Source organism: Pseudomonas sp. GW823-FHT04A03 (assembly GCF_058796615.1).
In genome coordinates, this window is record NZ_JBXAIV010000002.1 from 215,786 (window position 1) to 239,538 (window position 23,753).

Genomic DNA, 23,753 nt, shown 5'->3' on the forward strand with positions numbered 1-23,753 from the left:
TCTATCCGTTTGTCGCCCTTCGCTCTCACCAACATGCTGAAGCCCTCACTCAGGAGGACTTTCCATGACCGATTCCCTCAGCCAACGCGCTCAACAACTCGGCCTGCGCCTGCCCGAACCGAGCCAGCCGATCGCCAATTACGTCAACCATGTGGGCAGCCAGAACCATCTGTTCATCTCCGGGCAGATTCCATTGCTCGACGGCAAACCTGCGTTCATCGGGCGACTGGGCGAAGCGATCTCCGACGAAGAAGGAGTTAAAGCCGCCGAACTGGCCGCTCTGGGCCTGCTCGCCCAGTTGAGCCATGCACTGGGCGATGACCTGTCGAAACTGGTGCGCATCCTGCGCCTCGGGGTTTTCGTGGCCGCCACACCGGACTTCAAGGCTCAGGGCCTCGTCGCCAACGGCGCCTCGAACCTGCTGGTCAACGCCCTCGGCGACAAAGGCCGGCACGTACGCACCGCGGTGGGCGTGTCGAGCCTGCCGGCCGGCGTTGCGGTGGAAATCGACGCGATCTTCGAGCTCAAGCCGTGAACATCGACGACATCTTGCGCCTGCGCGCCGCCACACCCGGCTGCGCTCAGGTGATCCACTTCAACCACGCCGGCGCATCATTGCCGAGTCAGACGACCCTCGACGCGGTGATCGAACAGTTGCAACGCGAAGCACTCGGCGGGCCGATGGAAGCGGCGGACAACCGGGTACAGGAACGCGCGCGCAACGCGGCCTCCGCCCTGCTCAACGCCCAACCCGAAGACATCGCCTTTGCCAGCAGCGGCTCGGCGGCCTGGAACCAGGCGTTCAACGCGCTGGGGCCGTGGCAGCCCGGCGAGCGGATTCTGGTGGGACGCCATGAGTGGGCCGGCAACCTGGCGTGCATGGCCGAAGCGGTGAAGGCCGGCGCACGGCTCGAAGTGATTCCTTGTGACGCCCACGGCGCGGTCGACCCGCAAGCCCTGGCGCAGATGATCGACGGCCAGGTGCGGCTGATCGCCCTGACGTGGCTGCCGGCCAACGGCGGCCTGATCAACCCCGCCGCGCAGATCGGCAGTGTGGTGCGGCGCCACGGCATCCCCTATTTCATCGACGCCGGTCAGGCGCTGGGGCAGTTGCCTTGCGATGTTCAAGACTTGCAGTGCGACGTGCTCAAGGGTGCGGGTCGCAAGTTCCTGCGCGGACCGCGCGGCACCGCACTGATGTACATCCGACCGCAATTCCTGCAACGGCTGCTCCCCGTGCAACGCGATGTATTGTCGGCGCCGTGGGACGGCAAGCGCTTTACCCTGCGCGACGACGCGCGCCGCTTTGAAACCAGTGAAATGTCACTGGCACTGCTGGCCGGCCTGGCCAATGCGCTGGAGGAGTACAACCGCCTCGGCGCGATCCCCGTCCGCCGGCGCATCGAACAACTGAGCAGTGGATTGCGCCAACGCCTGAAGGCGATTCCCGGCCTGACGCTACGGGATCTCGGAGCGGTCAATCAACAATCCGGGCTGATCGCCTTCACGCTCGAAGGCTGGGACAGCGTGGCACTGAAGCAGACTTTGGCCGAGCGGCGAATCAACATCGGCGCCAATGGCGTGGCCTACACGCCGCTGGACATGCAGGCGCGCGGGCTGACGAATATTGCGCGGGTGGCAGTGAGCTACTTGAACACGGAAGAAGAGATCGACGTGCTGCTGGAAAACCTGATGGAACTGGCTACCCGGCCTCAGATTTCGATATCGACCCAAAGCCCCTGACGCGGCTGATCTTCCATCAACGGCGCCACCGGCACGGTGTTATCGGCGTTCAGTTCGGTGCCGGGCACGGCGAGGTGCGCTTCGGGGTCGTCGTCGGCTTCGCGGCGACGGCGATCGCGTTCCTGCTGGCGGCGCTGCTCTTCGCGCAGCAGATAGCCGTCCTCTTCCGGATCGCGTTTTTGCAGGTCGATGGTGCTTTCGTTGGAGCTTTCCTGCACCGGCACCACAGGGGGAATATCCGGTCGCTGGCGGATCGGATCCTGCTGGGAGGTGATCGGCACGGCGCTCAGGGGGAGCATCGGTGGCAGCATATGAAGGGTCTCCTGTCAGCAGGTTATCGGCGGCGCCAGGGGTGCCTTGAGCCATCGGTCGCAAACTTGTGACCGGTTTGGCACTCAAGGGTGCCGCAACATCCCGTAAAACCGATGCATGACCTAATCTTCCCTGCAATTGGCCGATTGCGGTTAAAAGCCGGGCCGAGGCTCCTTATCCTTTGGCCTCGGGCCCTCATTCCGTTAAGATAGCCCGCTTTTTCAAGGTGGGAGTCAGGCAGCATGGCGCAGCAGTATCAACCGGGGCAACGCTGGATCAGTGACAGCGAAGCAGAGCTTGGTTTAGGCACCGTTCTGGCACAGGACGGCCGCTTGTTGACCGTGCTTTACCCGGCCACTGGCGAGACTCGCCAGTACGCGCTACGGAATGCGCCCCTCACCCGCGTGCGGTTCTCGCCGGGCGATTCGATCACCCACTTCGAAGGCTGGAAGATGACTGTCCAGCAAGTCGACGACGTCGACGGCCTGATGGTCTATCACGGCCTCAACGCGCAGAACGAAGCGGTCACCCTGCCGGAAACCCAGCTGTCGAACTTCATTCAGTTCCGCCTGGCCAGCGACCGTCTGTTCGCCGGCCAGATCGACCCGCTGTCGTGGTTCTCCCTGCGTTATCACACCCTGGAACACACCAGCCGCCAGTTGCAGTCCGCGCTCTGGGGCCTGGGCGGCGTGCGCGCACAACCGATCGCCCACCAGTTGCACATTGCCCGCGAAGTCGCCGACCGCATCGCGCCGCGCGTATTGCTGGCGGACGAAGTGGGTCTGGGCAAGACCATCGAAGCCGGCCTGGTGATCCATCGCCAGCTGCTATCGGGCCGCGCCAACCGGGTGTTGATCCTGGTTCCGGAAAACCTCCAGCATCAATGGCTGGTGGAAATGCGCCGCCGTTTCAACCTGCAGGTCGCGCTGTTCGACGAAGAACGCTTCATCGAAAGCGATGCCACCAACCCGTTCGAAGACACCCAGCTGGCCCTCGTGGCGCTGGAGTGGCTGGTCGACGACGAAAAGGCGCAGGACGCGCTGTTCGCTGCCGGCTGGGACCTGATGGTGGTCGACGAAGCCCACCACCTGGTGTGGCACGAAGAGAAAGTCAGCCCGGAATACTCGCTGGTTGAACAGCTGGCCGAAGTCATTCCCGGCGTGCTGCTGCTCACCGCAACCCCGGAACAACTCGGTCAGGACAGCCACTTCGCCCGTCTGCGCCTGCTCGACCCGAACCGTTTCCATGACCTGGCCGCCTTCCGCGCCGAGAGCGAAAACTATCGCCCGGTGGCCGAAGCCGTTCAGGAGCTGCTGGACAAGGGTCGCCTGTCGCCGGCCGCGCACAAGACCATCCACGGTTTCCTCGGCAACGAAGGTGAAGCCCTGCTCACCGCCGTCAACGATGGCGACACCGAAGCCAGCGCCCGCCTCGTGCGTGAACTGCTCGACCGCCACGGCACCGGCCGCGTGCTGTTCCGTAACACCCGCGCCGCCGTGCAGGGGTTCCCGGAGCGCAAACTGCACCCGTACCCGCTGCCGTGCCCGGACGAATACCTCGAACTGCCGCTGGGCGAACACGCCGAGCTGTACCCGGAAGTCAGCTTCCAGGCCCAGCCGGACGCCAGCGAAGAAGAGCGCTGGTGGAAATTCGACCCGCGCGTCGAGTGGCTGATCGACCAGCTGAAAATGCTCAAGCGCACCAAAGTGCTGGTGATCTGCGCCCACGCCGAAACCGCGATGGACCTGGAAGACGCCCTGCGCGTGCGCTCCGGCATCCCGGCCACGGTGTTCCACGAAGGCATGAACATCCTCGAGCGTGACCGCGCCGCCGCCTACTTCGCCGACGAAGAGTTCGGCGCGCAGGTGCTGATCTGCTCGGAAATCGGCAGTGAAGGTCGCAACTTCCAGTTCGCCCACCACCTGGTGCTGTTCGATCTGCCGTCGCACCCGGACCTGCTGGAGCAGCGGATCGGTCGTCTGGACCGGATCGGCCAGAAGCACATCATCGAACTGCACGTACCGTATCTGGAAACCAGCCCGCAAGAGCGCCTGTTCCAGTGGTACCACGAAGCCCTGAACGCGTTCCTCAACACCTGCCCGACCGGCAACGCTTTGCAGCACCAGTTCGGCCCGCGCCTGCTGCCGCTGCTCGAAGAAGCCGACGACGGCGAGTGGCAAGCGCTGATCGACGAGGCGCGCACCGAGCGCGAGCGTCTGGAAGCCGAGCTGCACACCGGTCGCGACCGTCTGCTGGAGCTCAACTCCGGCGGCGCCGGCGAAGGTGAAGCACTGGTCGAGGACATCCTCGAACAGGACGATCAGTTCGCCCTGCCGATCTACATGGAAACCCTGTTCGACGCGTTCGGCATCGACAGCGAAGACCATTCGGAAAACGCCCTGATCCTCAAGCCGAGCGAGAAGATGCTCGACGCCAGCTTCCCGCTGGGCGACGACGAAGGCGTGACCATCACCTACGACCGCAACCAGGCGCTGTCGCGCGAAGACATGCAGTTCATCACCTGGGAACACCCGATGGTGCAGGGCGGCATGGATCTGGTGCTGTCCGGGTCGATGGGCAACACCGCCGTCGCGCTGATCAAGAACAAGGCGCTCAAGCCGGGCACGGTGCTGCTGGAATTGCTCTACGTCAGCGAAGTGGTTGCTCCGCGTTCGCTGCAACTGGGCCGTTACCTGCCGCCGGCCGCCCTGCGCTGCCTGCTCGATGCCAACGGCAACGACCTGTCGTCGCGCGTGGCGTTCGAAACCCTCAACGATCAACTGGAAAGCGTGCCGCGCGCCAGCGCCAACAAGTTCATCCAGGCCCAGCGCGATCAGCTGACGCCACGGATCAACGCCGGTGAAGACAAGGTCACCCCGCGCCACGCCGAGCGCGTCGCCGAGGCTCGCCGCCGTCTGGCCGCCGATACCGAAGAAGAACTGGCACGCCTGACCGCGTTGCAGGCGGTCAACCCGACCGTGCGCGACAGCGAACTGGACGCCCTGCGCAAGCAGCGTGAACAAGGTCTGGCGATGCTCGACAAGGCAGCGCTGCGACTGGAAGCGATCCGGGTGCTGGTGGCGGGCTAAACCGCCCTGCTCCATCGCCACAAATGAAAAGGCCCGCAGCGATGCGGGCCTTTTTGTTTGCCTGTCCGATCAAGCAGTAACGGCCTGACTCTGCGGCTCAACCACAGCCACCAGCCCCTCCTTCATCCGCTTCGCATCCCGCACAAAACAGCGCGAGGCGAGGAACAGGAACACCATGGTCAGGAACAGCGCCACCGGAATCAGGTACATCGCATCATGCAGCCCGACAGCCTTGAACGCTTCGGTCATCTGCTCGGCGCCCGCCGCGACCATCGCCGACTTGGCAAAGTGATCCGACAAACCGCCGACCACAACCGGCCCCAGACCGCCACCGAGCAAATACAACCCGGCAAAGAACAGCGCCATCGCCGTGGCCCGCAGGCGTGGCTCGACCACGTCCTGAATCGCCGTGTACACGCAGGTGTAGAAGTTATAAGCGAACAGCCAGCCAACGCTGAACACTGCGACAAACACCCCGATCTCGATGCGCCCGGCATGCAGCGCCCACGCCGTGCACAGGGTCGAGATGATCAGGCTGAACGCGGCAAACAGCAGTCGCCCGTTGGCCACTCGCTGGTGAATCTTGTCGGCGATCCAGCCGCCGAGAGTCAGGCCGATCAAACCGGTCACACCGACGATCACCCCGGTCGCCACCGCCGCTTCCTGCAACGGCATCAGGAAATAGCGCTGCAGCATCGGCACCAGAAACGAGTTGCAGGCATAGGTCGCAAAGTTGAAGCACAGCCCGGCCATCACCAGCCACAGGAAGGTCGGCACGGCGAGAACCCGGCGAATCGGCCTGTCGACTTTCTCTTGGGACACCTGCACGGTTTCAGCCGCGCCGCGCTTGGGTTCCTTGATGAAGAACATGAACACCGCCAGCACCAGCCCCGGCACGGCGGCGATGAAGAACGGCGCGCGCCAGCTGTCGAACGCCTTGACCATCCAGCCGATGGTGAAGAAGGCCAGCAACAGCCCCAACGGCAGGCCGAGCATGAAAATGCCCATGGCCCGGGCCCGGCGGTGAGCGGGGAACAGGTCGCCGATCAGCGAGTTGGCGGCGGGCGCGTAACTGGCTTCACCGATGCCGATGCCCATGCGCACCAGCAGGAAACTCCAGAAACTGCCGACCAGACCGTTCACGGCAGTGAGCGCGCTCCAGGTCGCCAGGCCCCAGCCCATCAGTTTGCTGCGCGAACCGGTGTCGGCCATACGGCCCAGTGGTAAGCCGGCAATCGCGTAGACCAGAGTGAACGCAGTGCCGACGATCCCCAACTGAAAGTCGCTGAGGTGCCATTCCATGCGGATCGGTTCGATGATGATCGCCGGGATGGTGCGGTCGAAGAAGTTGAACAGGTTGGCGAGGAACAGCAGGAACAGAATGCGCCAGGCATTCGCCGCTTGGGTCGAGTTCTGCATGGGTCCGTCTCTTTATTGTTATTGGGGCTTCACTGCCAACGCATCCGAGCCCGGAACCTGCAATCTAGTCACGCTCGTCGGGGCTGTCTGTGATCATTCGTCAGCCTGATGACGGGCCATGGCCGTGTAACGAAACGTAAGCCCTTGAAATGCTTCGAATCCCCCTAAAACCGGGGGGTTTGCGGAAAAATCCGGCAATGAAAAAATACTTTCTCGCCCCCCTTCCCAACGCCGTGGCAAAGCCTAGAATGGCCGCCGGATCCGTCCGGATCCTGCCGATCAATCCCTTTGATACCCCCGCCCATGTCCGAAGTCAGTCCGTGTCTGAATTGCGGTGCCTGCTGTTCCCATTTTCGTGTTTCTTTTTTCTGGGGTGAATGCGCATCCTCCGGCGGGACCGTGCCCGATGAACTGGTCACCCAGATCACGCCCAGCCGGGTCGCGATGATCGGCACCGACCGCAAGGCGCCGCGTTGCACTGCGCTGGAGGGCGAAGTCGGAAAGTCGGTGGCCTGCACTATCTACGACAAGCGTTCCAGCCCCTGCCGCGAGTTCGAAGCGTCGTGGGAAAACGGCGAACAGAACACCGACTGCGACAAGGCGCGAGCCCGTTTTGGCCTGCCGCCGCTGCAACCGCACTGGAACGAAGTCGCCTGAGTTCAGGCGTTTCAACGCTTAGCGCCAAACGCTATGACGCTCATGCCAAAATCATTAGCGCCAATGTGCCACTACCGCTTGCACGGCAAAAACCGCCTCTATACTGCAAACATTCGCCTGCGTTGATGACGCAGTAAGGACGCACTCAGAGACGGGGCATGCTATGGAGTGGCTTGGTTTGCAGTTTGTTGCCGAGCAGCCGGAGAGCGGGCAGGTCATCCTCAATTGCACACACAATCCCCTGTTGGTACTGGTGGCCTATCTGGTTGCCTGCGCCGCGAGTTTCGCTACCCTCGACATGGCCGAACGGGTCGCCCACGCTGAAGAGCCCGGTTCGCAGCGACTGTGGCGCTGGATCGGCGCAACATGCCTGGCCGGCGGTATCTGGGCCATGCATTTCATCAGCATGCTGGCATTCCAGGCGCCGATCGACATTCAGTACGACTTGCCCGTGACCCTGTTTTCCCTGGTGATCGCGTTACTGGCGTCCTGGCTGGCCATGCACACCCTCAGCCATCCGCAGCCGAGTCTGCTGCAATACCTCAAGACCGCCATCGTCATCGGTCTGGGCATCGCCGGCATGCATTACGTCGGCATGGCCGCCATCGAATCCGCCGCCACGGCTTACTACGAGCCCACCCTGTTCATCTCATCGATCATGATCGCCATCGGCGCCAGCTTTGCCGCACTGTGGGTGGCCGGTTATCTGCGCGAAGGCAGCGGTCTGCACATCCAGATGCTCAAATACGTGGCTGCGCTGATTCTCGGCGCCGGTATCCTCAGCATGCATTTCACCGGCATGGCGGCGCTGCAACTGGTGCTACCCGAAGGGCAACTGCCGACATTGGCGTCGCAAACCGGTCACTTGCAGTTGGGCCTGACCGTCGCGCTGATCACGCTGCTGATTCTCGGCAGCGCCATCAGCGCCGCATTGGCCGACAAGAAGCTGCAGAACAAGGAACACGATCTGCGCCGGGTCAACGCCCTGCTCAGCCAGCTCGATCAGGCGCGCATGTCACTGCAACACGTGGCCAACTACGACGCCCTGACCAACCTGATCAACCGGCGCGGCTTCAATCAGATCTTCGCCGAAAAGCTCAGCCAGAAATCCAGCGAAGGCGGGATGCTGGCGGTGATGTTTCTCGACATCGACCACTTCAAACGCATCAACGACAGCCTCGGCCATGACGCCGGCGACGAACTGCTCAAGGTCATCGCCCAGCACATCAAGGGTTCGGTGCGCAGCCATGAAGACGTGGTCGCGAGGTTCGGCGGCGACGAGTTCTGCATCCTCATCGGCCTGCGCGACCGCGAAGAAGCGCGCAATCTGGCCCAGCGCATCATGCTCAAGATGAAAGAGCCGATCGAACTGGCGGGACGGCGCATGGTGATGACCACCAGCATAGGCATCAGCCTGTTTCCCGAGGACGGCTCCACCTGCGATGAACTGCTCAAGCACGCGGATCTGGCGCTATACCAGTCCAAGGGCGCCGGGCGCAACGGCGTGCACTTTTTCGATTCCAACCTGAAGAACCGCGCCAGCCTCGAACTGCAGCTGGAGGAAGAGCTGCGCCACGCCCTGCGTGAAGAGAACGGCCTGTTGCTGTATTACCAGCCGATCTTCGAACTCAAGACCGGCAAGGTCACCAAGCTCGAAGCGCTGATCCGCTGGCAGCACCCGGTGCACGGTCTGCTTCCTCCGGATCGTTTTATCGCCATCGCCGAAAACAACGGCCTGATTGCCGAGCTCGACAACTGGGTCCTGCGCAAGGCCTGTGAAGACCTCGGCGAGCTGTCGCGCCATGGTTGCGAAGACTTGAAGATCGCCTGGAACTGCTCACCGCTGAATCTGGCCCGGGAAGAACTGGCCAATGAAATCGAGCACGCCTTGCGCAGCGCCGGGGTCGCCCCGGAACGGCTGGAACTGGAAGTCACCGAAAACGCCTTGATGGGCAACATCGCCAACACCCTGGTGTTGCTGCGGCAGATCCGCGCCCTCGGCGTGTCACTGTCGATCGATGACTTCGGCACCGGTTATTCGTCGCTGGCCTATCTCAAGCGCCTGCCGCTCAACACCCTGAAGGTCGATCGCTCGTTCATTCTTGATATTCCCAAGGCCACCGCCGACATGGAAATTGTCCAGGCGATCATCGTCATGGCGCACACCCTGCACTTGCAGGTGGTCACCGAAGGCGTCGAAAGCCTGGAGCAATACGAGTTTCTTGAGCGTTCAGGCTGCGACTTCATTCAGGGCTACCTGCTCAGCCGCCCGGTGCCACTGGCGGAACTGCGCCCGGTGCTGGAAGAAATCAACCAGCGCAAACACGCGCACACGGTCAATCCGCTGAGTCTGGCGCGCGGTACATTTGCACCAGTGTCGCTGGATCCTTCTGCAAAAAGCCCTGCGCCCCATGCAGGCGCATCAGTTGTGCGGCCAATCCGCTGATCGGCGTGGCCGAGCCGGTTTCCCGGGAAAACTTCACCGCGGTATCCAGATCCTTGAGCAGCGTGCGCACGTGCCACTTCACCGGCTCGAAACGGCTTTCGGCCATTTGCGGCGCGAGGATCTGCAACGGTTTCGAATCGGCAAAACCACCGGCCAGCGCCTCGGCGATCAGACTGGCATCGACCCCGGCCTGCTCGGCCAGCGCCACCACTTCGGCGATCACCAAGGCGTTGCAGGCAACGATCATCTGATTGCAGGCCTTGGTCACCTGACCGGCGCCGACGCCGCCCATGTGCGTGACGCGTTGCCCGAGTTCGAGCAATACCGGTCGCACGCGATCAAGATCCGCTGCATCACCACCGACCATGATCGCCAGACTGCCGGCTTCGGCCCCGACCACCCCGCCGGACACCGGCGAATCGAGCCAGGACATGCCTGTCTTGCCGGCCAGTTCGGCTGCCATCTCACGGGTAGCAGTCGGTTCGAGGCTGGAAAAATCCACCAGCAACTGACCGGGTTTCGCTCCTTCGGCCACGCCGGCCGGGCCGAACACCACCTCGCGCACCACCGCCGTGTCTGCCAGGCATAGCATCACCACGTCAGCCTGTGCACAGAGTTCAGCGGGGGTCGCCACCTGCCGGGCGCCGGCCTCGACCAGCGGCACGCACTTGGCCGGGTTGCGGTTCCACACGGTCAGCGGATAACCGGCGGCCAGCAGACGGCGGCACATCGGCAGGCCCATCAGGCCGATTCCGGCAAACCCCAACGAAGGTCGCGTTGACATCATTTAGCCTCCTTTTGATTAAAGATCGCCGAATAATGGCCGATCCATCATCAATCAGGAAAGGATTCCCCCGCGCGGCACTCAGGCAAAGTCCCTGACGCACGGGCAAGACACGCGCAGAAAAAAGACGCGAGATTCCCATTCCGTGAGGCTCGACGACAGCGGTCGCCGACCAACCAGTCCAGGTATATGGCGCACAATGACTTCTAAAAACAATCCGGCCACTGCGGTATCCGATCTGACTCTGAGCCCTGCGGCAAACAGCCCTGCCCCGATGAAGCCATTGCCTCCTTCGCGCCCGCTGGGCACCCAGCAATACCTGTACTTCACCGAAACCAATACCGACCGCATCCTCGACAACCTCGATGGCCTGCGTGACCTGGTGTTCCCGCGCCCGCCGCACCTGGAAGGCGACAACGAACAGCACAACGATCAGGAATTCCCGTCGGTGTGCCTGATCGGCCTCGGTCGCTGCGGCTCCAACATCGCCCTCGATGTGGCGGAACTGGTGTACAACGCGCGCAAGTTCTACCTCAACGAATTCAACAACGAAGACCGCGCGGCTGACCGCCGCCTGGCCTCCGACAAAGGCTACAGCCCGGCCCAGTGGATCAAGCAGAACCTGCGGATCGGCCCGAACAAGTCGACCAAACCGGTGTTCCTGGTGGAACCGCTGGTGATGCTCGGTGACCTCGACAAGGACATTGCCGGGCGCATCCGCTTCTCGCGCAAGGGCGAAAAAAGCGGTTTCCTGCGCGACTACAGCAAGATGAAGATCATGGACTTGTCCGAAGTCCACGCCGGTGGCGCCGGTAACGCGCCGATCCTCGGCCAGTACCTGGCGAAGATCATCCTCAACAAGGACACCCAGCGCTTCTCCAGCCCTGACTGGAAAATGATCCACTCGTACCTGATCGACAGCTGCGGCATCAAGGCCAACCAGTCGCGCCTGTATTTCTCGATCTTCAGTGCCGGCGGCGGTACCGGTTCGGGCATGGCCTCGGAATTCGGCCTGGCCCAGCAGCACTCGTACATGAACAAGACGTTCGACACCAAGCCGATGGACGAGCATGACGGCAAGAGCGGTCATTCGTTCGTGTTCGAGCCGATTTTCACCAGCGGCATCTGCGTGCTGCCGAACATTTCCGACCACCGCAGCGAAATGTCCGAGGCGCTGCACATCAACGCCGGTCGCCTGCTGTGCAAATACCTCTCGGAAGAATGGGATTTCTCGTACAACTTCGCCAACGAAGACAGCAGCGAAGCCAGCGTCATGGGCCGTATCCGCCCGTGGAACGCGATGATGCTGATCTCCAACGACATCATGCGTTACGCCGAAGAGAGCGATGACGGCAACATCCAGAACATTGATGTCAATGCGATGGAGAAGCACGCCAACCAGTACATCTCGCAGCAGATCTTCAACATTCTGACGGCCCAGGCGGTCACGACCGACTACGACCAGAACTATTTCCGTCGCGCCGGCATCGACATCGGCGAGACCATTCGCCTGGATGCCAACGACCTGTTCATGAGTCTGGCCGGCCCGGTGGCGATTGCCTACGCTGAGTCCGTGGTGCCGGAAACCCCGCCGCCGAGCAGCGACAAGTTCAAGGTGTTCGACAAAGAGCCGCAGCGCCTGAACATCGACGACCTGTTCTTCCGCTCGATCGATCTGCCGCACTTCAACAAGGTGACCCAGGCCATCGAAGGCATCAGCCTGCTGCCGATCGAGTCCAAGCGCTATCGCGCGTCGCTGGAGCAATACAAGAACTCTGGCTACGACGCCGCCGCGCTGCATGACCTGCACTTCTTCAAGAACTGCTCGTCGGTGGTCTCGATCGTTTCGCTGCCGAAAGACTACAAGCTGTCGTACATGGACCTGAACCGGTTGAAGACCCACCTCAACAGCCTGTTCCCGAACACTACGCTCAAGCGCTACGCGCTGGTGATCGGTGCCTCGGCCAACCTGTCGCTGACCACCCTGATCGCCAAGAGCCCGTGCCTGTCGGACGACTTCCTGACGCTGATCGTGGCATTCATCAAGCGTTGCTTCGCCAAGACCCCGTACCGTTTCGACGAGACTCTGGACAACTCGATCCTCGATTTCATCATCAACGAAGAATTCGACGAAGACCGCATCGACGACCTGCTCAACGAATTCGAGAACCCGGCGAAGATCCTCGATACCAACTGGTACGCGATCAAGCCGATGTACGAGAAGAAGTATCGCGAGCTGATCAACGACAAAGAGAAGTTTGTCTCGATCAACGACATTCGCCTGTCGCGCGATTGCGTGAAGAAGTCGATCAAGTACCTGCGCGAGATCTACCGTCACCGGATCGGCAAGACCAAGGTTATTTCCCTCAATAACCATACTGGCAAGTCTTACTCGGTCTGATCCAGGACCGGGTCGCCGCCCTTCGCGAGCAAGCTCGCTCCCACAGGTTTTGTGCTCGACACGGATACTGTGGGAGCGAGTTTGCTCGCGAAGAGGCCCGGCAAAGCACCCAACTCCCGAACTTTCCAACATCCCGAAACAATTAAGCAGCCGTTAGGCTGCTTACTAAACTGTGCCCGTTACGTTTACGTCACCGTTATGCCACCCACGCTTGTGGCATTTCTCTACGGCAATCGGCCATCACGCTACTACGCTACACACTTTTTACCGGCCAGCACCCGCACCAACAAGGTGCAACCCGTCAGGCCGCTGCCCTTTCCTGGACCAGGATCCACGGCCGGACCACCACCGCCCACATCTCGGGGTCGCGCTCGAAAATATCCAGCGCCCGCGTTTCAGACAGCTTGGCGACCTTGTCTTCGGCCAGCCAGGCAGCGACTTTCTCGCCCTGATCCGACGCCACGGCCTCGGCGACCGCGATCAGATCCAGGCTGGCGTCGACCCACAATAGGGCACCCTGGGCGTAGAAGCGCTCCAGCTCTTTCCAGGTAATAGATGCGGTTTCACCAAGCAGCTTGGCATAGAGGGTGCTAGGTTCTTGATTCATGGGACTGTCCGGAAAAGAAATCGGCGCGAATGATAACGTCGGTGGTCCGGCAGAAAAACCCGGTTGCAAAAGACCGTACCGAACGAAAAGAGCAGGAACGCCAAGGAATGCTGATGATTGGGGTATAAGCCCTCTGAACGTCCCGCCGCAATTCTGTCTTTTTCTTTCATTTAAGCGACACCCTCAGGTTTTGCCCCCTGGCGCCAGCTTCCCAGGCCAACAACCGGCGCTCTACACTGTACCGGTACAGTTGCCGGGGGCTTTTCCGGAGGGTATCGCCTAGATATCTGTCCCGGTTCTGCTGCTACGGCGTCAGGACTCTAAAAAAATACAACAGTAAGAGTGGAGCACTATGACTAAGGCTACTAAGCAGATTTCCAAACTGTTTGCCGCTATGGTTCTGGCCGGGGTTGCCAGCCATTCGTTCGCAGCTGACACCATCAAGATCGGTATCGCCGGCCCTAAAACCGGTCCAGTAGCCCAGTACGGCGACATGCAGTTCAGTGGCGCGAAAATGGCCATCGAACAGATCAACGCCAAAGGCGGCGTCGACGGCAAGAAGCTCGAAGCCGTTGAATACGATGACGCTTGCGATCCGAAACAAGCGGTAGCGGTTGCGAACAAGGTCGTCAACGACGGCGTCAAGTTTGTGGTCGGTCACCTGTGCTCCAGCTCCACCCAGCCTGCTTCGGACATCTACGAAGACGAAGGCGTGATCATGATCACCCCGGCTGCCACCAGCCCGGACATCACCAACCGTGGTTACAAAATGGTCTTCCGCACCATCGGTCTGGACAGCGCCCAGGGCCCTGCCGCCGGTAACTACATTGCCGATCACGTGAAACCGAAAATCGTCGGCGTGCTGCACGACAAGCAGCAGTACGGTGAAGGCATCGCCACCGCCGTCAAATCCACCCTCGAGAAGAAAGGCACCAAGGTTGCCGTGTTCGAAGGCATCAACGCCGGCGACAAGGACTTCTCCGCGATCATCGCCAAGCTCAAGCAAGCCAACGTCGACTTCGTCTACTACGGCGGCTACCACCCGGAGCTGGGTCTGATCCTGCGTCAAGCCCAGGAAAAAGGCCTCAAAGCCAAGTTCATGGGTCCGGAAGGCGTGGGTAACGACTCGATCACCCAGATCGCCAAGGACGCGTCCGAAGGCCTGCTGGTGACCCTGCCGAAATCCTTCGACCAGGATCCGGCCAACGTGGCCCTGGCCGATGCGTTCAAGGCCAAGAAAGAAGACCCGAGCGGTCCGTTTGTGTTCCCGGCCTACTCGGCGGTTGAACTGATTGCCCAAGGTATCACCGCAGCCAAGTCCGAAGATCCTGCCAAGGTGGCTGAAGCCATCCACGCCGGCACCTTCAAGACCCCGACCGGCGACCTGAGCTACGACGCCAAGGGCGACCTGAAGGACTTCAAATTCGTGGTTTACGAGTGGCACAACGGCAAACCTAAAACCGAAGTGTCGCCTCAGTAAGGCCCTGCCTGACTGACTGCCAATAAAGCCCACGGCGTGCCGTGGGCTTTGTTTTACGAATGTATTGGGCCGCGCTGGCGTGATCCGCCAGTCTCCCCACCTGAAAATCTCAAAACCGTCATCAGCGGTTCGCTGGCAAAACCCGGATTCGAAGTGGATAAAGATCCACGGGACCGGGCGGAAAAATGACTCCACCAGTGAAATGCGTATCAGGTTTTTAGGAGCGCTGTAATGCCTGACATCTATCACTTCTTCCAACAGCTGGTTAACGGCTTGAACGTTGGCAGCATGTATGCCCTGATCGCCATCGGCTACACGATGGTTTACGGCATCATTGGAATGATCAACTTCGCCCACGGCGAGGTGTACATGATCGGTTCCTACGTGGCGTTCATCGCCATCGCCGGGCTGACCATGATGGGACTCGAAAGCGTCCCGCTGTTGATGACCGTGGCGTTCATCGCCAGCATCGTCGTCACCAGTTCCTACGGATACAGCATCGAACGCATTGCCTACCGCCCGTTGCGCGGCAGCAACCGTCTGATCCCGCTGATTTCCGCGATCGGTATGTCGATCTTCCTGCAGAACACGGTTCTGCTGGCGCAAGACTCCAAGGACAAAGCAATCCCCAACCTGATTCCGGGCAACTTCGCTTTCGGCCCAGGTGGCGCACATGAAGTGCTGATTTCCTACATGCAAATCGTGGTGTTCGTGGTGACCCTGATCGCCATGCTCGGCCTCACGCTGTTCATCTCCCGCTCTCGCCTGGGCCGCGCCTGCCGCGCCTGCGCCGAAGACATCAAGATGGCCAACCTGCTGGGCATCAACACCAACAACATCATCGCCCTGACCTTCGTCATCGGTGCTGCGCTGGCGGCCGTCGCGGCCGTGCTGCTGAGCATGCAATACGGCGTGATCAACCCGAACGCCGGTTTCCTCGTCGGCCTCAAGGCCTTCACCGCCGCGGTACTGGGCGGGATCGGCAGCATCCCCGGCGCCATGCTCGGCGGGCTGGTGCTCGGGGTGGCGGAAGCCTTTGGCGCCGATATCTTCGGCGACCAGTACAAGGACGTCGTGGCTTTCGGCTTGTTGGTTCTGGTGCTGTTGTTCCGTCCGACCGGCATTCTGGGCCGTCCGGAGGTTGAGAAAGTATGACTAGGAATCTTAAACAGGCGCTGTTCAGTGCCTTGCTGGTCTGGGCCGTGGCCTATCCGGTACTGGGTCTGAAACTGACCATCGTGGGTGTCAACCTGGAAGTGCATAACACCAGCCCGGCCATTCTGGCGACCATCGCCATCTGCTCGGTGCTGATGTTCCTGCGGGTGCTGTTCAACCAGCAGATCAGCAAGGCGTGGCGCTCGTCGCCAGGCATGCCGCTGATTCCGGCCAAGGCCAGCAACTTCCTGACCCTGCCGACCACCCAACGCTACTTCATCATCGCGCTGATCATCGGTGCGCTGGTGTGGCCGTTCTTCGGCTCCCGTGGCGCGGTGGACATCGCGACGCTGATCCTGATCTACGTGATGCTCGGCCTCGGTCTGAACATCGTGGTCGGTCTGGCCGGTCTGCTCGACCTGGGTTACGTCGGCTTCTACGCCGTCGGCGCCTACAGCTACGCGCTGCTGTCGCACTACTACGGACTGAGCTTCTGGATCTGCCTGCCGATTGCCGGCCTGATGGCGGCGACGTTCGGCTTCCTGCTCGGCTTCCCGGTGTTGCGTCTGCGCGGCGACTACCTGGCGATCGTGACCCTCGGCTTCGGGGAAATCATCCGCCTGTTCCTGCGTAACCTGACCGACATCACGGGCGGCCCGAACGGCATCAGCAACATCGAGAAACCGACGTTCTTCGGCCTGACCTTCGAACGTAAAGCCGCAGAAGGGATGCAAACCTTCCACGAGTATTTCGGCCTGCAGTACAACTCGATCAACAAGGTGATCTTCCTGTACCTGGTTGCTCTGTTGCTGGCACTGGCGGCGCTGTTCGTGATCAACCGCCTGCTGCGCATGCCGATCGGCCGTGCGTGGGAAGCGCTGCGTGAGGACGAAATCGCCTGCCGTGCGTTGGGTCTCAACCCGACCGTGATCAAGCTCTCGGCGTTCACCCTCGGCGCGGCATTTGCCGGTTTCGCCGGCAGCTTCTTCGCCGCCCGTCAGGGTCTGGTGACGCCGGAATCGTTCACCTTCATCGAGTCGGCGATCATCCTCGCCATCGTGGTGCTGGGCGGCATGGGCTCGCAGCTGGGCGTGATTCTCGCGGCCGTGGTGATGATCCTGCTGCCGGAAATGATGCGTGAGTTCAGTGAGTACCGCATGTTGATGTTTGGCGCCCTGATGGTGCTGATGATGATCTGGCGACCTCAAGGTCTGCTGCCCATGCAACGTCCTCACATGGAGCTGCGCAAATGAGCCGCGAGATCCTGAAAGTCGAAAATCTGAGCATGCGCTTCGGCGGCTTGCTGGCGGTCAACGGCGTGGCCCTGACCGTGAAAGAGAAACAGGTGGTTGCGCTGATCGGGCCGAACGGCGCCGGCAAGACCACCGTGTTCAACTGCCTGACCGGTTTCTACCAGCCATCGGGCGGCAGCATCCTGCTGGACGGCGAGCCGATTCACGGCCTGCCGGGCCACAAGATCGCCCTCAAAGGCGTGGTGCGCACCTTCCAGAACGTGCGGTTGTTCAAGGACATGACGGCGGTCGAGAACCTGTTGATCGCCCAGCACCGTCACCTGAACACCAACTTCCTGTCCGGCCTGTTCAAGACCCCGGCGTTTCGCAAGAGCGAGCGCGAGGCCATGGAGTTCGCCGAATACTGGCTGGAAAAGGTCAACCTGAAAGAGTTCGCCAACCGCCCCGCCGGCACCCTGGCCTACGGTCAGCAGCGTCGTCTTGAAATCGCCCGCTGCATGATGACCCGTCCGCGGATCCTCATGCTCGACGAACCGGCCGCCGGCCTGAACCCGAAGGAAACCGAAGACCTCAAGGCGCTGATCAGCGTGCTGCGTGAAGAGCACAACGTGACCGTGCTGCTGATCGAACACGACATGAAACTGGTCATGAGCATTTCCGACCATATCGTCGTGATCAACCAGGGCACGCCTCTGGCCGACGGCACGCCGGAACAGATCCGCGACAATCCTGAAGTGATCAAAGCCTACCTGGGGGAAGCGTAAATGCTGCAGTTCGAAAACGTTTCCACCTTCTACGGCAAGATCCAGGCCCTGCACAGCGTCAACGTCGAAGTCCGCCAGGGCGAGATCGTGACTCTGATCGGCGCCAACGGTGCCGGCAAGTCCACGCTGCTGATGACGCTCTGCGGTTCGCCGCAGGCCCACAGCGGCAGCATCCGCTACATGGGTGAGGAACTGGTCGGCCAGGACTCGTCGCAGATCATGCGCAAGAGCATTGCCGTGGTGCCGGAAGGTCGTCGGGTGTTTGCCCGTCTGACCGTAGAAGAAAACCTGTCCATGGGCGGATTCTTCACCGACAAGGGCGACTATCAGGAACAGATGGACAAGGTTCTCGGACTTTTCCCACGCCTGAAAGAACGCTTCAACCAGCGCGGCGGCACCATGTCCGGCGGCGAACAGCAAATGCTCGCCATCGGCCGCGCGCTGATGAGCAAGCCGAAACTGCTGCTGCTCGACGAGCCGTCGCTGGGCCTGGCACCGATCATCATCCAGCAGATCTTCGACATCATCGAACAGCTGCGCAAGGACGGTGTGACGGTGTTCCTGGTCGAGCAGAACGCCAACCAGGCGCTGAAAATCGCTGACCGCGCGTACGTTCTGGAAAACGGCCGGGTAGTGATGCAAGGCACCGGCGAAGCGCTGCTGACCGACCCGAAAGTGCGCGAGGCGTACCTCGGCGGTTGATCGATCGCTTCAAACGGAAAACGGCCTTCGGGCCGTTTTTTTTGTGCCCGGCAAAAAAACTTTTACCGATCGCTGTAACGCATCGCCGAGTCGTTTCTCTAGTGGGGCAAGCAAGCGCAATCGCTTGTTCAAACCCAAGTTCAAACCGGAGAAACATCATGACTGCTACCACCCGCACCCTGTCCGCCACCGCCCTGGTTCTGGCTCTCGGTTCTGCTCTGAGCATCGCTGCCGTCTCCACCGCCCACGCCGCTGACGACAACATGGAAAAATGCTTCGGCGTGGCCATGAAAGGCAAGAACGACTGCGCCGCAGGTGCGGGCACCACCTGTGCCGGCACCGCGAAAATGGATCATCAGGCCAACGCCTGGAAACTGGTTCCAAAAGGCACCTGCGCCACCACCGAAAGCAAAACCTCGCCGACCGGTTTCGGTCAGCTCGAAGCGTTCAAAGCCAAGTCCTGATCCGGGAGCCGCCCGAGTGTCGATCATGATCACATCCTGCGACCATGCCTTGCGCCGCACTCGGGCAGCCCTCACCGGGCTCCCGTCCCGTGCCGGGCTGGGGCTCAAAAGCGAGCACTTCAGCGAAGTGCTCGATTCACGACCGGACATCGGTTTCTTCGAAGTCCACGCCGAAAACTACATGGTGGCCGGCGGCCCGTTTCATCATTTTCTGGGCTTGATCCGCGAGGCGTATCCGCTGTCGCTGCATGGCGTCGGGCTGTCCATCGGTGCCGAAGGCCCGCTGGATGTCCAGCACCTCAAACGCTTGGCGGCGCTGATCGAGCGCTATCAACCCCACTCCTTTTCCGAACACCTGGCCTGGTCGAGCCATGGCCCGGTGTTCCTTAATGATCTGCTGCCCCTGGCTTACGATACGTCGACGCTGAACCGCGTCTGCGAACACATCGATCAGGTGCAAAACACCCTCAAACGTCCGATGCTGCTGGAAAACCCGGCGACCTATCTGGCATTTGAGCGCTCGACGATCGACGAAGCGGACTTCATCCGCGAAGTCATCCGGCGCACTGGCTGCGGCCTTTTGCTGGACGTGAACAATGTCTTCGTCTCGTGCATCAACCATCAGCGCGATCCCCTGGCCTATCTCGATGCACTGCCGCTGCACGCGGTGGGCGAGATTCATCTGGCCGGATTTGCTGAAGATTCCGACAGCCTCGGTGATCGCTTGCTCATCGACGATCACGGCGCGCCAATCGATCAAGCGGTCTGGTCGTTGTACCGGCAAGCGCTGGAACGCGTCGGCCCGGTAGCAACGTTGATCGAACGGGACAATCAGGTGCCGGCCTTCAACGTTTTGTTGGCGGAAGCGCAGCAGGCCGATGAGCTGTTGCTGTGCGCGGGAGGTCGGCCGTGAGCACTCAAGCTGCGTTCAGCGCCGCGTTGCTCGATATCGACCTGCCCTGCCCCGACGGTTTGTGCAGCGCCAACGGCGCCGATCCGGCCAGCCGTTTCGCGGTGTACCGCAACAACGTGCAGGGTTCGCTGATCAACGCATTGGCCGACAGTTATCCCGTGGTGATGCAGTTGGTGGGTGACGAATTCTTTAGGGCCATGGCCGGAGTTTTCGTACAAAGCCATCCACCACACAGTCCGTTGATGAGCGACTACGGCAGTGAGCTGGCGGATTTCATCAGCGGCTTCGAACCTGTCGCGAGCGTCCCCTATCTGACCGATGTCGCGCGGCTGGAGCGCTTGCGCACGCAGGCTTATCACGCTGCCGATGCGTTGCCCCTGAGTCAGGAGCGGATCGCTGCTGTATTCGCCGATGCCGATGCGCTCTACGAACTGCGTATCGGCCTGCACCCTTCGCTGCATCTGCTCGATTCAAACTTCGCCGTAGTGGACATCTGGGCGGCGCATCAGCACGACGCGACGCTGGCCGGGATCGATCTGCGTCACGCCCAGCACGCGCTGATCCTGCGCAATGGACTGGAAGTCGAGGTGTTCGCCGTGGATCGCGGCGCCAGCCAGTTTATTCGCCAGCTCAAGGCGGGTCAGTCACTCACTCAAGCGCTGGAATCCGCCGAGGCCTTCGATCTTAGCCAGACCCTCGCCCTGCTGATCAGTCGTCAAGTCATCACTCATTTCCACCCAAAGGTGTCGTCATGAACAGTCTCATTGCCCGCGCCATCGCGCTGCTGGAAAAAATCCCACACAGCCTGATCGCCTTCATCGCGCGTTTTTCCATCGCGGCGGTGTTCTGGAAATCCGGGCAGACCAAGGTCGAAGGGCTGGCCGTCGACCTGATCGACGGAACATTCCAGATTGGCTGGCCACATTTGGCGGACTCGACGATTCCGCTGTTCCAGAGCGAATACCACGTGCCACTGCTGTCGCCGGAAATCGCCGCGCATCTGGCGGCGTTTGCCGAGCACTTCTTCCCGATTCTGATCCTCGTCGGCTTCGCCACACGTTTTTCGGCGCTGGCATTGCTCGGCATGACCCTGACCATTCAGCTGTTCGTGTACCCGGATGCCTACCCGACCCACGGCACTTGGATGGCGGTGTTGCTGTACTTGATGGCAACCGGGCCGGGCAAACTGTCGATCGATCACCTGATCGCCAAGCACTACAACCGGTCCAGCGCTTCGCCGCTGAGCTTGAACCAGCCGATCAGATAATCCGCCAGCACCTGGGTGCGTTTCGGTAACCCGCCCTGATACGGGTGCACCAGGTACATCGGCATGCGCCGGGTCTGAAAATCGCGAAGGAGCCAGCGCAATCGGCCGTCAGCCAATTCCGCCTGCAACAGGTAGGACGGCAGGCGAGCGATCCCGGCGCCGGCCAATGCGGCTTTCTTCAACAGGTTGTAGTGATTGCTGGCGAACGGCCCCGACACCCGCACCCGCAGCAGTTCGTGCTGCTGGTGATAGAGCCATTCCTCGCGACCGCTGTAATGGCTGTTGAGCAGGCAACGGTGTTCGGCCAGCGCCTGTGGCATCAGCGGCTCGCCAAAGCGCTCCAGATATTCAGGGCTGGCGCAGGTCATTTCCTGCCAGGCCAGCAGCGGTTTGGCCACCAGTCGCTCGTCATTGGCGACTTCGGTGCGGATCGCCAGATCGAAGCCGTCGCGGGACAGGTCGCGGTAGCTGTTATTCAGCTCCAGTTCGATCTGCACCTCGGGGTATTTCTGCGAGAAATCCAGCAGCAGACCGTCGAAAAACGTTTCCCCCAGCGAAACCGGAACCGTCATACGCACCGGGCCGGCCATGTCGTCCTTCAATCGCGCCAATGCCTGACGGGCTCGCTCCACCTGGACTACAAGCGCCTGAGCCTGCGGCAACAACGCCGCACCGGCCGCCGTCAGGCTCAGCCGACGCGTGGTGCGTTGCAGCAACACCACGGAAAACCGCGCTTCCAGCTGACTGATGCGCTTGGACAATTGCCCCTTGCTGCAGCCCAATTGCTGCGCCGCCAGGGTAAAGCTGCCGGCTTCGATCAACACCGCGAACGCCGCCAGATCATCCATCTCGCTCATAGATTGTTTCCATTTGAAAACCAAAGGTTGCCCATTAGTGCGCTTATCCGCAGAAAAAACCACTCTAGACTGAAACTTCGTTCAATCACTTGAGGCAATCACGATGAAAATTCTGTTGATCGGCGCGGGCGGCACCATCGGTTCGGCCGTGGACAAAGAGCTGTCGCAGCGTCATGAAGTCATTCGTATCGGCCGCAGCAGCGGCGATTTGCAGGTGGATATCAGCGACAGCGCATCGATCCGCAAGCTATTCGAACAGACCGGCAAGTTCGACGCACTGGTCTGCGCCGCCGGCAACGTGACCTTCGCCCCGCTGGGTGAAATGACCGAAGACAGTTTCGCCCTCGGCCTGAAAGACAAGTTGATGGGCCAGGTCAATCTGCTGCTGATCGGCCGTGAATTCGCCAACGACGGCGCATCGTTTACCTTCACCACCGGCGTGCTCAGCCACGATCCGATTCGCAGCGGTGCATCGGCTGCACTGGTCAACGGCGCGCTGGACAGCTTCGTCCGCGCCGCTGCCATCGAGCTGCCACGCGGTCTGCGCGTGAACTCGATCAGCCCGACCGTGCTGGTGGAAGCCATGGGCAGCTACGCCCCGTACTTCCGTGGCTACAAGCCGGTTCCTGCGGCGGATGTGGCATTGGCCTACGCCAAAAGTGTCGAAGGCTTGCAGACAGGTCAGACATTTCACGTGGGCTAAACCCTTGTGATGAACGGTCAGCCTGCGTAACGTGGCGGCACTTGTCTGGAGAGCCAAAGATGCGTGTTGCCCGTTCCCTGATCGTTGTTGCCCTGCTCCCGTTGTTTGCCGCGTGCCAGTTGTTCGAGGGTGCGCGGGAAAGCGCCTCCCACGTCGGCCAGACGCGGATGCAGGGGCAACTGACCGCTGCCGACGGCAAACTGGTGTTCCAGGCCTGCGGCGAGCAGCGCCAGTACGTGGTCAATGACATCGGCGGCACCAGCGTCCTGCAAGAGGCCGCCACACTGGCCGATCAACAGGGCAAGCTGTTCGCCGACGTGCGTGGAAAGATTGCCGGTGACCGTCTCGACCTGACCCAGCTCTATCGCGTCGAACGTTCCGGCACCGCTTGCGATGATCCGAACTTCAAACAGCTGATCCTGCGCGCCGCCGGCCATGGCCCGGAATGGAACGTAAAAGTCAGCGGCAAAGGCCTGGTCATCGATCGCGAAGGCCAGCCACCGCTCGCTGTGCCCTACGTCGAAGAGCAACTGGGCGACGGTCGTTTCAACCTCAGCAGCGAAGCCAACAACCAGCGCATCGAGCTGTGGGTGGCGCCGCAGCGCTGCGTCGACAGCAGCACCGGCAGCGTGCAGCACATGAGCGCCGAGCTGCGTATCGACGGCAAGGTGCAGCGTGGTTGCGGGTATTTCGGCGGTTCGCGTAACGACTGATCGTTTTACCCTCACGGGATCCGG

22 protein-coding genes are annotated in these 23,753 nt (G+C 61.3%); 17 read left to right on the forward strand and 5 right to left on the reverse strand.

The genetic code is table 11. From position 1 onward, the window contains the following. Positions 1-64: 64 nt before the first annotated feature. Both AC1Q9F_RS06895 and AC1Q9F_RS06900 read left to right on the forward strand, forming a co-directional pair. A complete protein-coding gene (locus AC1Q9F_RS06895) occupies positions 65-535 on the forward strand; it encodes a RidA family protein (RefSeq protein WP_492619691.1) in 471 nt (156 codons plus the stop codon). Continuing rightward, a complete protein-coding gene (locus AC1Q9F_RS06900) occupies positions 532-1,743 on the forward strand; it encodes an aminotransferase class V-fold PLP-dependent enzyme (protein ID WP_492619690.1) in 1,212 nt (403 codons plus the stop codon). Before AC1Q9F_RS06895 ends, AC1Q9F_RS06900 begins: the two co-directional genes overlap by 4 nt. Here the strand turns inward: AC1Q9F_RS06900 and AC1Q9F_RS06905 are convergent. Next, positions 1,713-2,054 (reverse strand): hypothetical protein, encoded by a 342-nt coding sequence (locus AC1Q9F_RS06905; RefSeq protein ID WP_007959194.1) that lies wholly within the window; start codon positions 2,052-2,054, stop codon positions 1,713-1,715. The two genes, AC1Q9F_RS06900 and AC1Q9F_RS06905, sit on opposite strands and share 31 nt — an antisense overlap. Before the next feature lie 243 nt (positions 2,055-2,297). Between AC1Q9F_RS06905 and rapA the strand changes: the two genes are divergently transcribed. Then, entirely contained in the window at positions 2,298-5,144 is a 2,847-nt protein-coding gene (gene rapA / locus AC1Q9F_RS06910) for an RNA polymerase-associated protein RapA (RefSeq protein WP_492619689.1), read from the forward strand. A 69-nt stretch (positions 5,145-5,213) separates the two neighbouring features. Here the strand turns inward: rapA and AC1Q9F_RS06915 are convergent, their stop codons facing one another. Next, entirely contained in the window at positions 5,214-6,563 is a 1,350-nt protein-coding gene (locus AC1Q9F_RS06915) for a spinster family MFS transporter (RefSeq protein WP_492619688.1), read from the reverse strand. 303 nt (positions 6,564-6,866) lie between these two features. Between AC1Q9F_RS06915 and AC1Q9F_RS06920 the strand changes: the two genes are divergently transcribed. Together AC1Q9F_RS06920 and AC1Q9F_RS06925 are read left to right on the forward strand one after the other, a co-directional pair. After that, positions 6,867-7,220, forward strand: a complete 354-nt coding sequence (locus AC1Q9F_RS06920) for a YkgJ family cysteine cluster protein (protein WP_007959180.1) — start codon at positions 6,867-6,869, stop codon at positions 7,218-7,220. A 163-nt stretch (positions 7,221-7,383) separates the two neighbouring features. Continuing rightward, entirely contained in the window at positions 7,384-9,666 is a 2,283-nt protein-coding gene (locus AC1Q9F_RS06925; RefSeq protein ID WP_492619687.1) for a putative bifunctional diguanylate cyclase/phosphodiesterase, read from the forward strand. Here the strand turns inward: AC1Q9F_RS06925 and AC1Q9F_RS06930 are convergent. Further along, positions 9,557-10,453: an NAD(P)-dependent oxidoreductase gene (locus AC1Q9F_RS06930; RefSeq protein WP_492619686.1), complete on the reverse strand. Its 897-nt coding sequence runs from the start codon at positions 10,451-10,453 to the stop codon at positions 9,557-9,559. The genes AC1Q9F_RS06925 and AC1Q9F_RS06930 overlap by 110 nt on opposite strands. 196 nt (positions 10,454-10,649) lie before the next feature. On the opposite strand from AC1Q9F_RS06930, the gene AC1Q9F_RS06935 reads away from it, so the two are divergent. Continuing rightward, a complete protein-coding gene (locus AC1Q9F_RS06935) occupies positions 10,650-12,851 on the forward strand; it encodes a hypothetical protein (RefSeq protein ID WP_207985242.1) in 2,202 nt (733 codons plus the stop codon). 301 nt (positions 12,852-13,152) lie between these two features. On the opposite strand, the gene AC1Q9F_RS06940 is transcribed toward AC1Q9F_RS06935, so the two are convergent. Further along, entirely contained in the window at positions 13,153-13,458 is a 306-nt protein-coding gene (locus AC1Q9F_RS06940; RefSeq protein ID WP_007959169.1) for a DUF2288 domain-containing protein, read from the reverse strand. 352 nt (positions 13,459-13,810) lie between these two features. On the opposite strand from AC1Q9F_RS06940, the gene AC1Q9F_RS06945 reads away from it, so the two are divergent. The 9 genes from AC1Q9F_RS06945 to AC1Q9F_RS06985 all read left to right on the forward strand — a co-directional run bounded on the left by AC1Q9F_RS06945 (position 13,811) and on the right by AC1Q9F_RS06985 (position 21,456). After that, positions 13,811-14,938: a branched-chain amino acid ABC transporter substrate-binding protein gene (locus AC1Q9F_RS06945; protein WP_007959167.1), complete on the forward strand. Its 1,128-nt coding sequence runs from the start codon at positions 13,811-13,813 to the stop codon at positions 14,936-14,938. Positions 14,939-15,169: 231 nt separating this feature from the next. Beyond that, the gene (gene livH, locus AC1Q9F_RS06950) at positions 15,170-16,093 is read left to right on the forward strand and encodes a high-affinity branched-chain amino acid ABC transporter permease LivH (RefSeq protein ID WP_007959165.1); all 924 of its coding nucleotides are present in this window, start codon (positions 15,170-15,172) and stop codon (positions 16,091-16,093) included. Then, positions 16,090-17,346, forward strand: a complete 1,257-nt coding sequence (locus tag AC1Q9F_RS06955) for a high-affinity branched-chain amino acid ABC transporter permease LivM (RefSeq protein WP_007959162.1) — start codon at positions 16,090-16,092, stop codon at positions 17,344-17,346. The genes livH and AC1Q9F_RS06955 overlap by 4 nt, the downstream gene beginning before the upstream one ends. Continuing rightward, positions 17,343-18,110, forward strand: a complete 768-nt coding sequence (gene livG, locus AC1Q9F_RS06960) for a high-affinity branched-chain amino acid ABC transporter ATP-binding protein LivG (protein ID WP_007959160.1) — start codon at positions 17,343-17,345, stop codon at positions 18,108-18,110. The genes AC1Q9F_RS06955 and livG overlap by 4 nt, the downstream gene beginning before the upstream one ends. Continuing rightward, complete coding sequence (locus AC1Q9F_RS06965; protein WP_003222380.1) at positions 18,111-18,812, forward strand: ABC transporter ATP-binding protein; 702 nt, start codon at positions 18,111-18,113, stop codon at positions 18,810-18,812. Between the two features lie 158 nt (positions 18,813-18,970). Continuing rightward, positions 18,971-19,276 carry a BufA1 family periplasmic bufferin-type metallophore gene (locus AC1Q9F_RS06970; RefSeq protein WP_007959157.1) on the forward strand — a complete coding sequence of 102 codons (306 nt, stop codon included), beginning with the start codon at positions 18,971-18,973 and terminating at the stop codon, positions 19,274-19,276. Positions 19,277-19,301: 25 nt separating this feature from the next. Then, positions 19,302-20,189 (forward strand): MNIO family bufferin maturase, encoded by an 888-nt coding sequence (gene bufB, locus AC1Q9F_RS06975; RefSeq protein WP_492619685.1) that lies wholly within the window; start codon positions 19,302-19,304, stop codon positions 20,187-20,189. Beyond that, a complete protein-coding gene (locus AC1Q9F_RS06980; RefSeq protein ID WP_492619684.1) occupies positions 20,186-20,944 on the forward strand; it encodes an HvfC/BufC N-terminal domain-containing protein in 759 nt (252 codons plus the stop codon). The genes bufB and AC1Q9F_RS06980 overlap by 4 nt, the downstream gene beginning before the upstream one ends. Continuing rightward, positions 20,941-21,456 carry a DoxX family protein gene (locus AC1Q9F_RS06985; protein WP_492619683.1) on the forward strand — a complete coding sequence of 172 codons (516 nt, stop codon included), beginning with the start codon at positions 20,941-20,943 and terminating at the stop codon, positions 21,454-21,456. The genes AC1Q9F_RS06980 and AC1Q9F_RS06985 overlap by 4 nt, the downstream gene beginning before the upstream one ends. Here the strand turns inward: AC1Q9F_RS06985 and AC1Q9F_RS06990 are convergent. Continuing rightward, a complete protein-coding gene (locus AC1Q9F_RS06990) occupies positions 21,405-22,313 on the reverse strand; it encodes a LysR family transcriptional regulator (RefSeq protein WP_492619682.1) in 909 nt (302 codons plus the stop codon). The genes AC1Q9F_RS06985 and AC1Q9F_RS06990 overlap by 52 nt on opposite strands. Before the next feature lie 103 nt (positions 22,314-22,416). Here AC1Q9F_RS06990 and AC1Q9F_RS06995 point away from each other — a divergent pair, with 103 nt between their 5' ends. Both AC1Q9F_RS06995 and AC1Q9F_RS07000 read left to right on the forward strand, forming a co-directional pair. After that, a complete protein-coding gene (locus AC1Q9F_RS06995) occupies positions 22,417-23,016 on the forward strand; it encodes a short chain dehydrogenase (RefSeq protein ID WP_230735864.1) in 600 nt (199 codons plus the stop codon). 59 nt (positions 23,017-23,075) lie between these two features. After that, positions 23,076-23,729 carry a COG3650 family protein gene (locus AC1Q9F_RS07000; RefSeq protein WP_179692436.1) on the forward strand — a complete coding sequence of 218 codons (654 nt, stop codon included), beginning with the start codon at positions 23,076-23,078 and terminating at the stop codon, positions 23,727-23,729. Positions 23,730-23,753 lie beyond the last annotated feature (24 nt).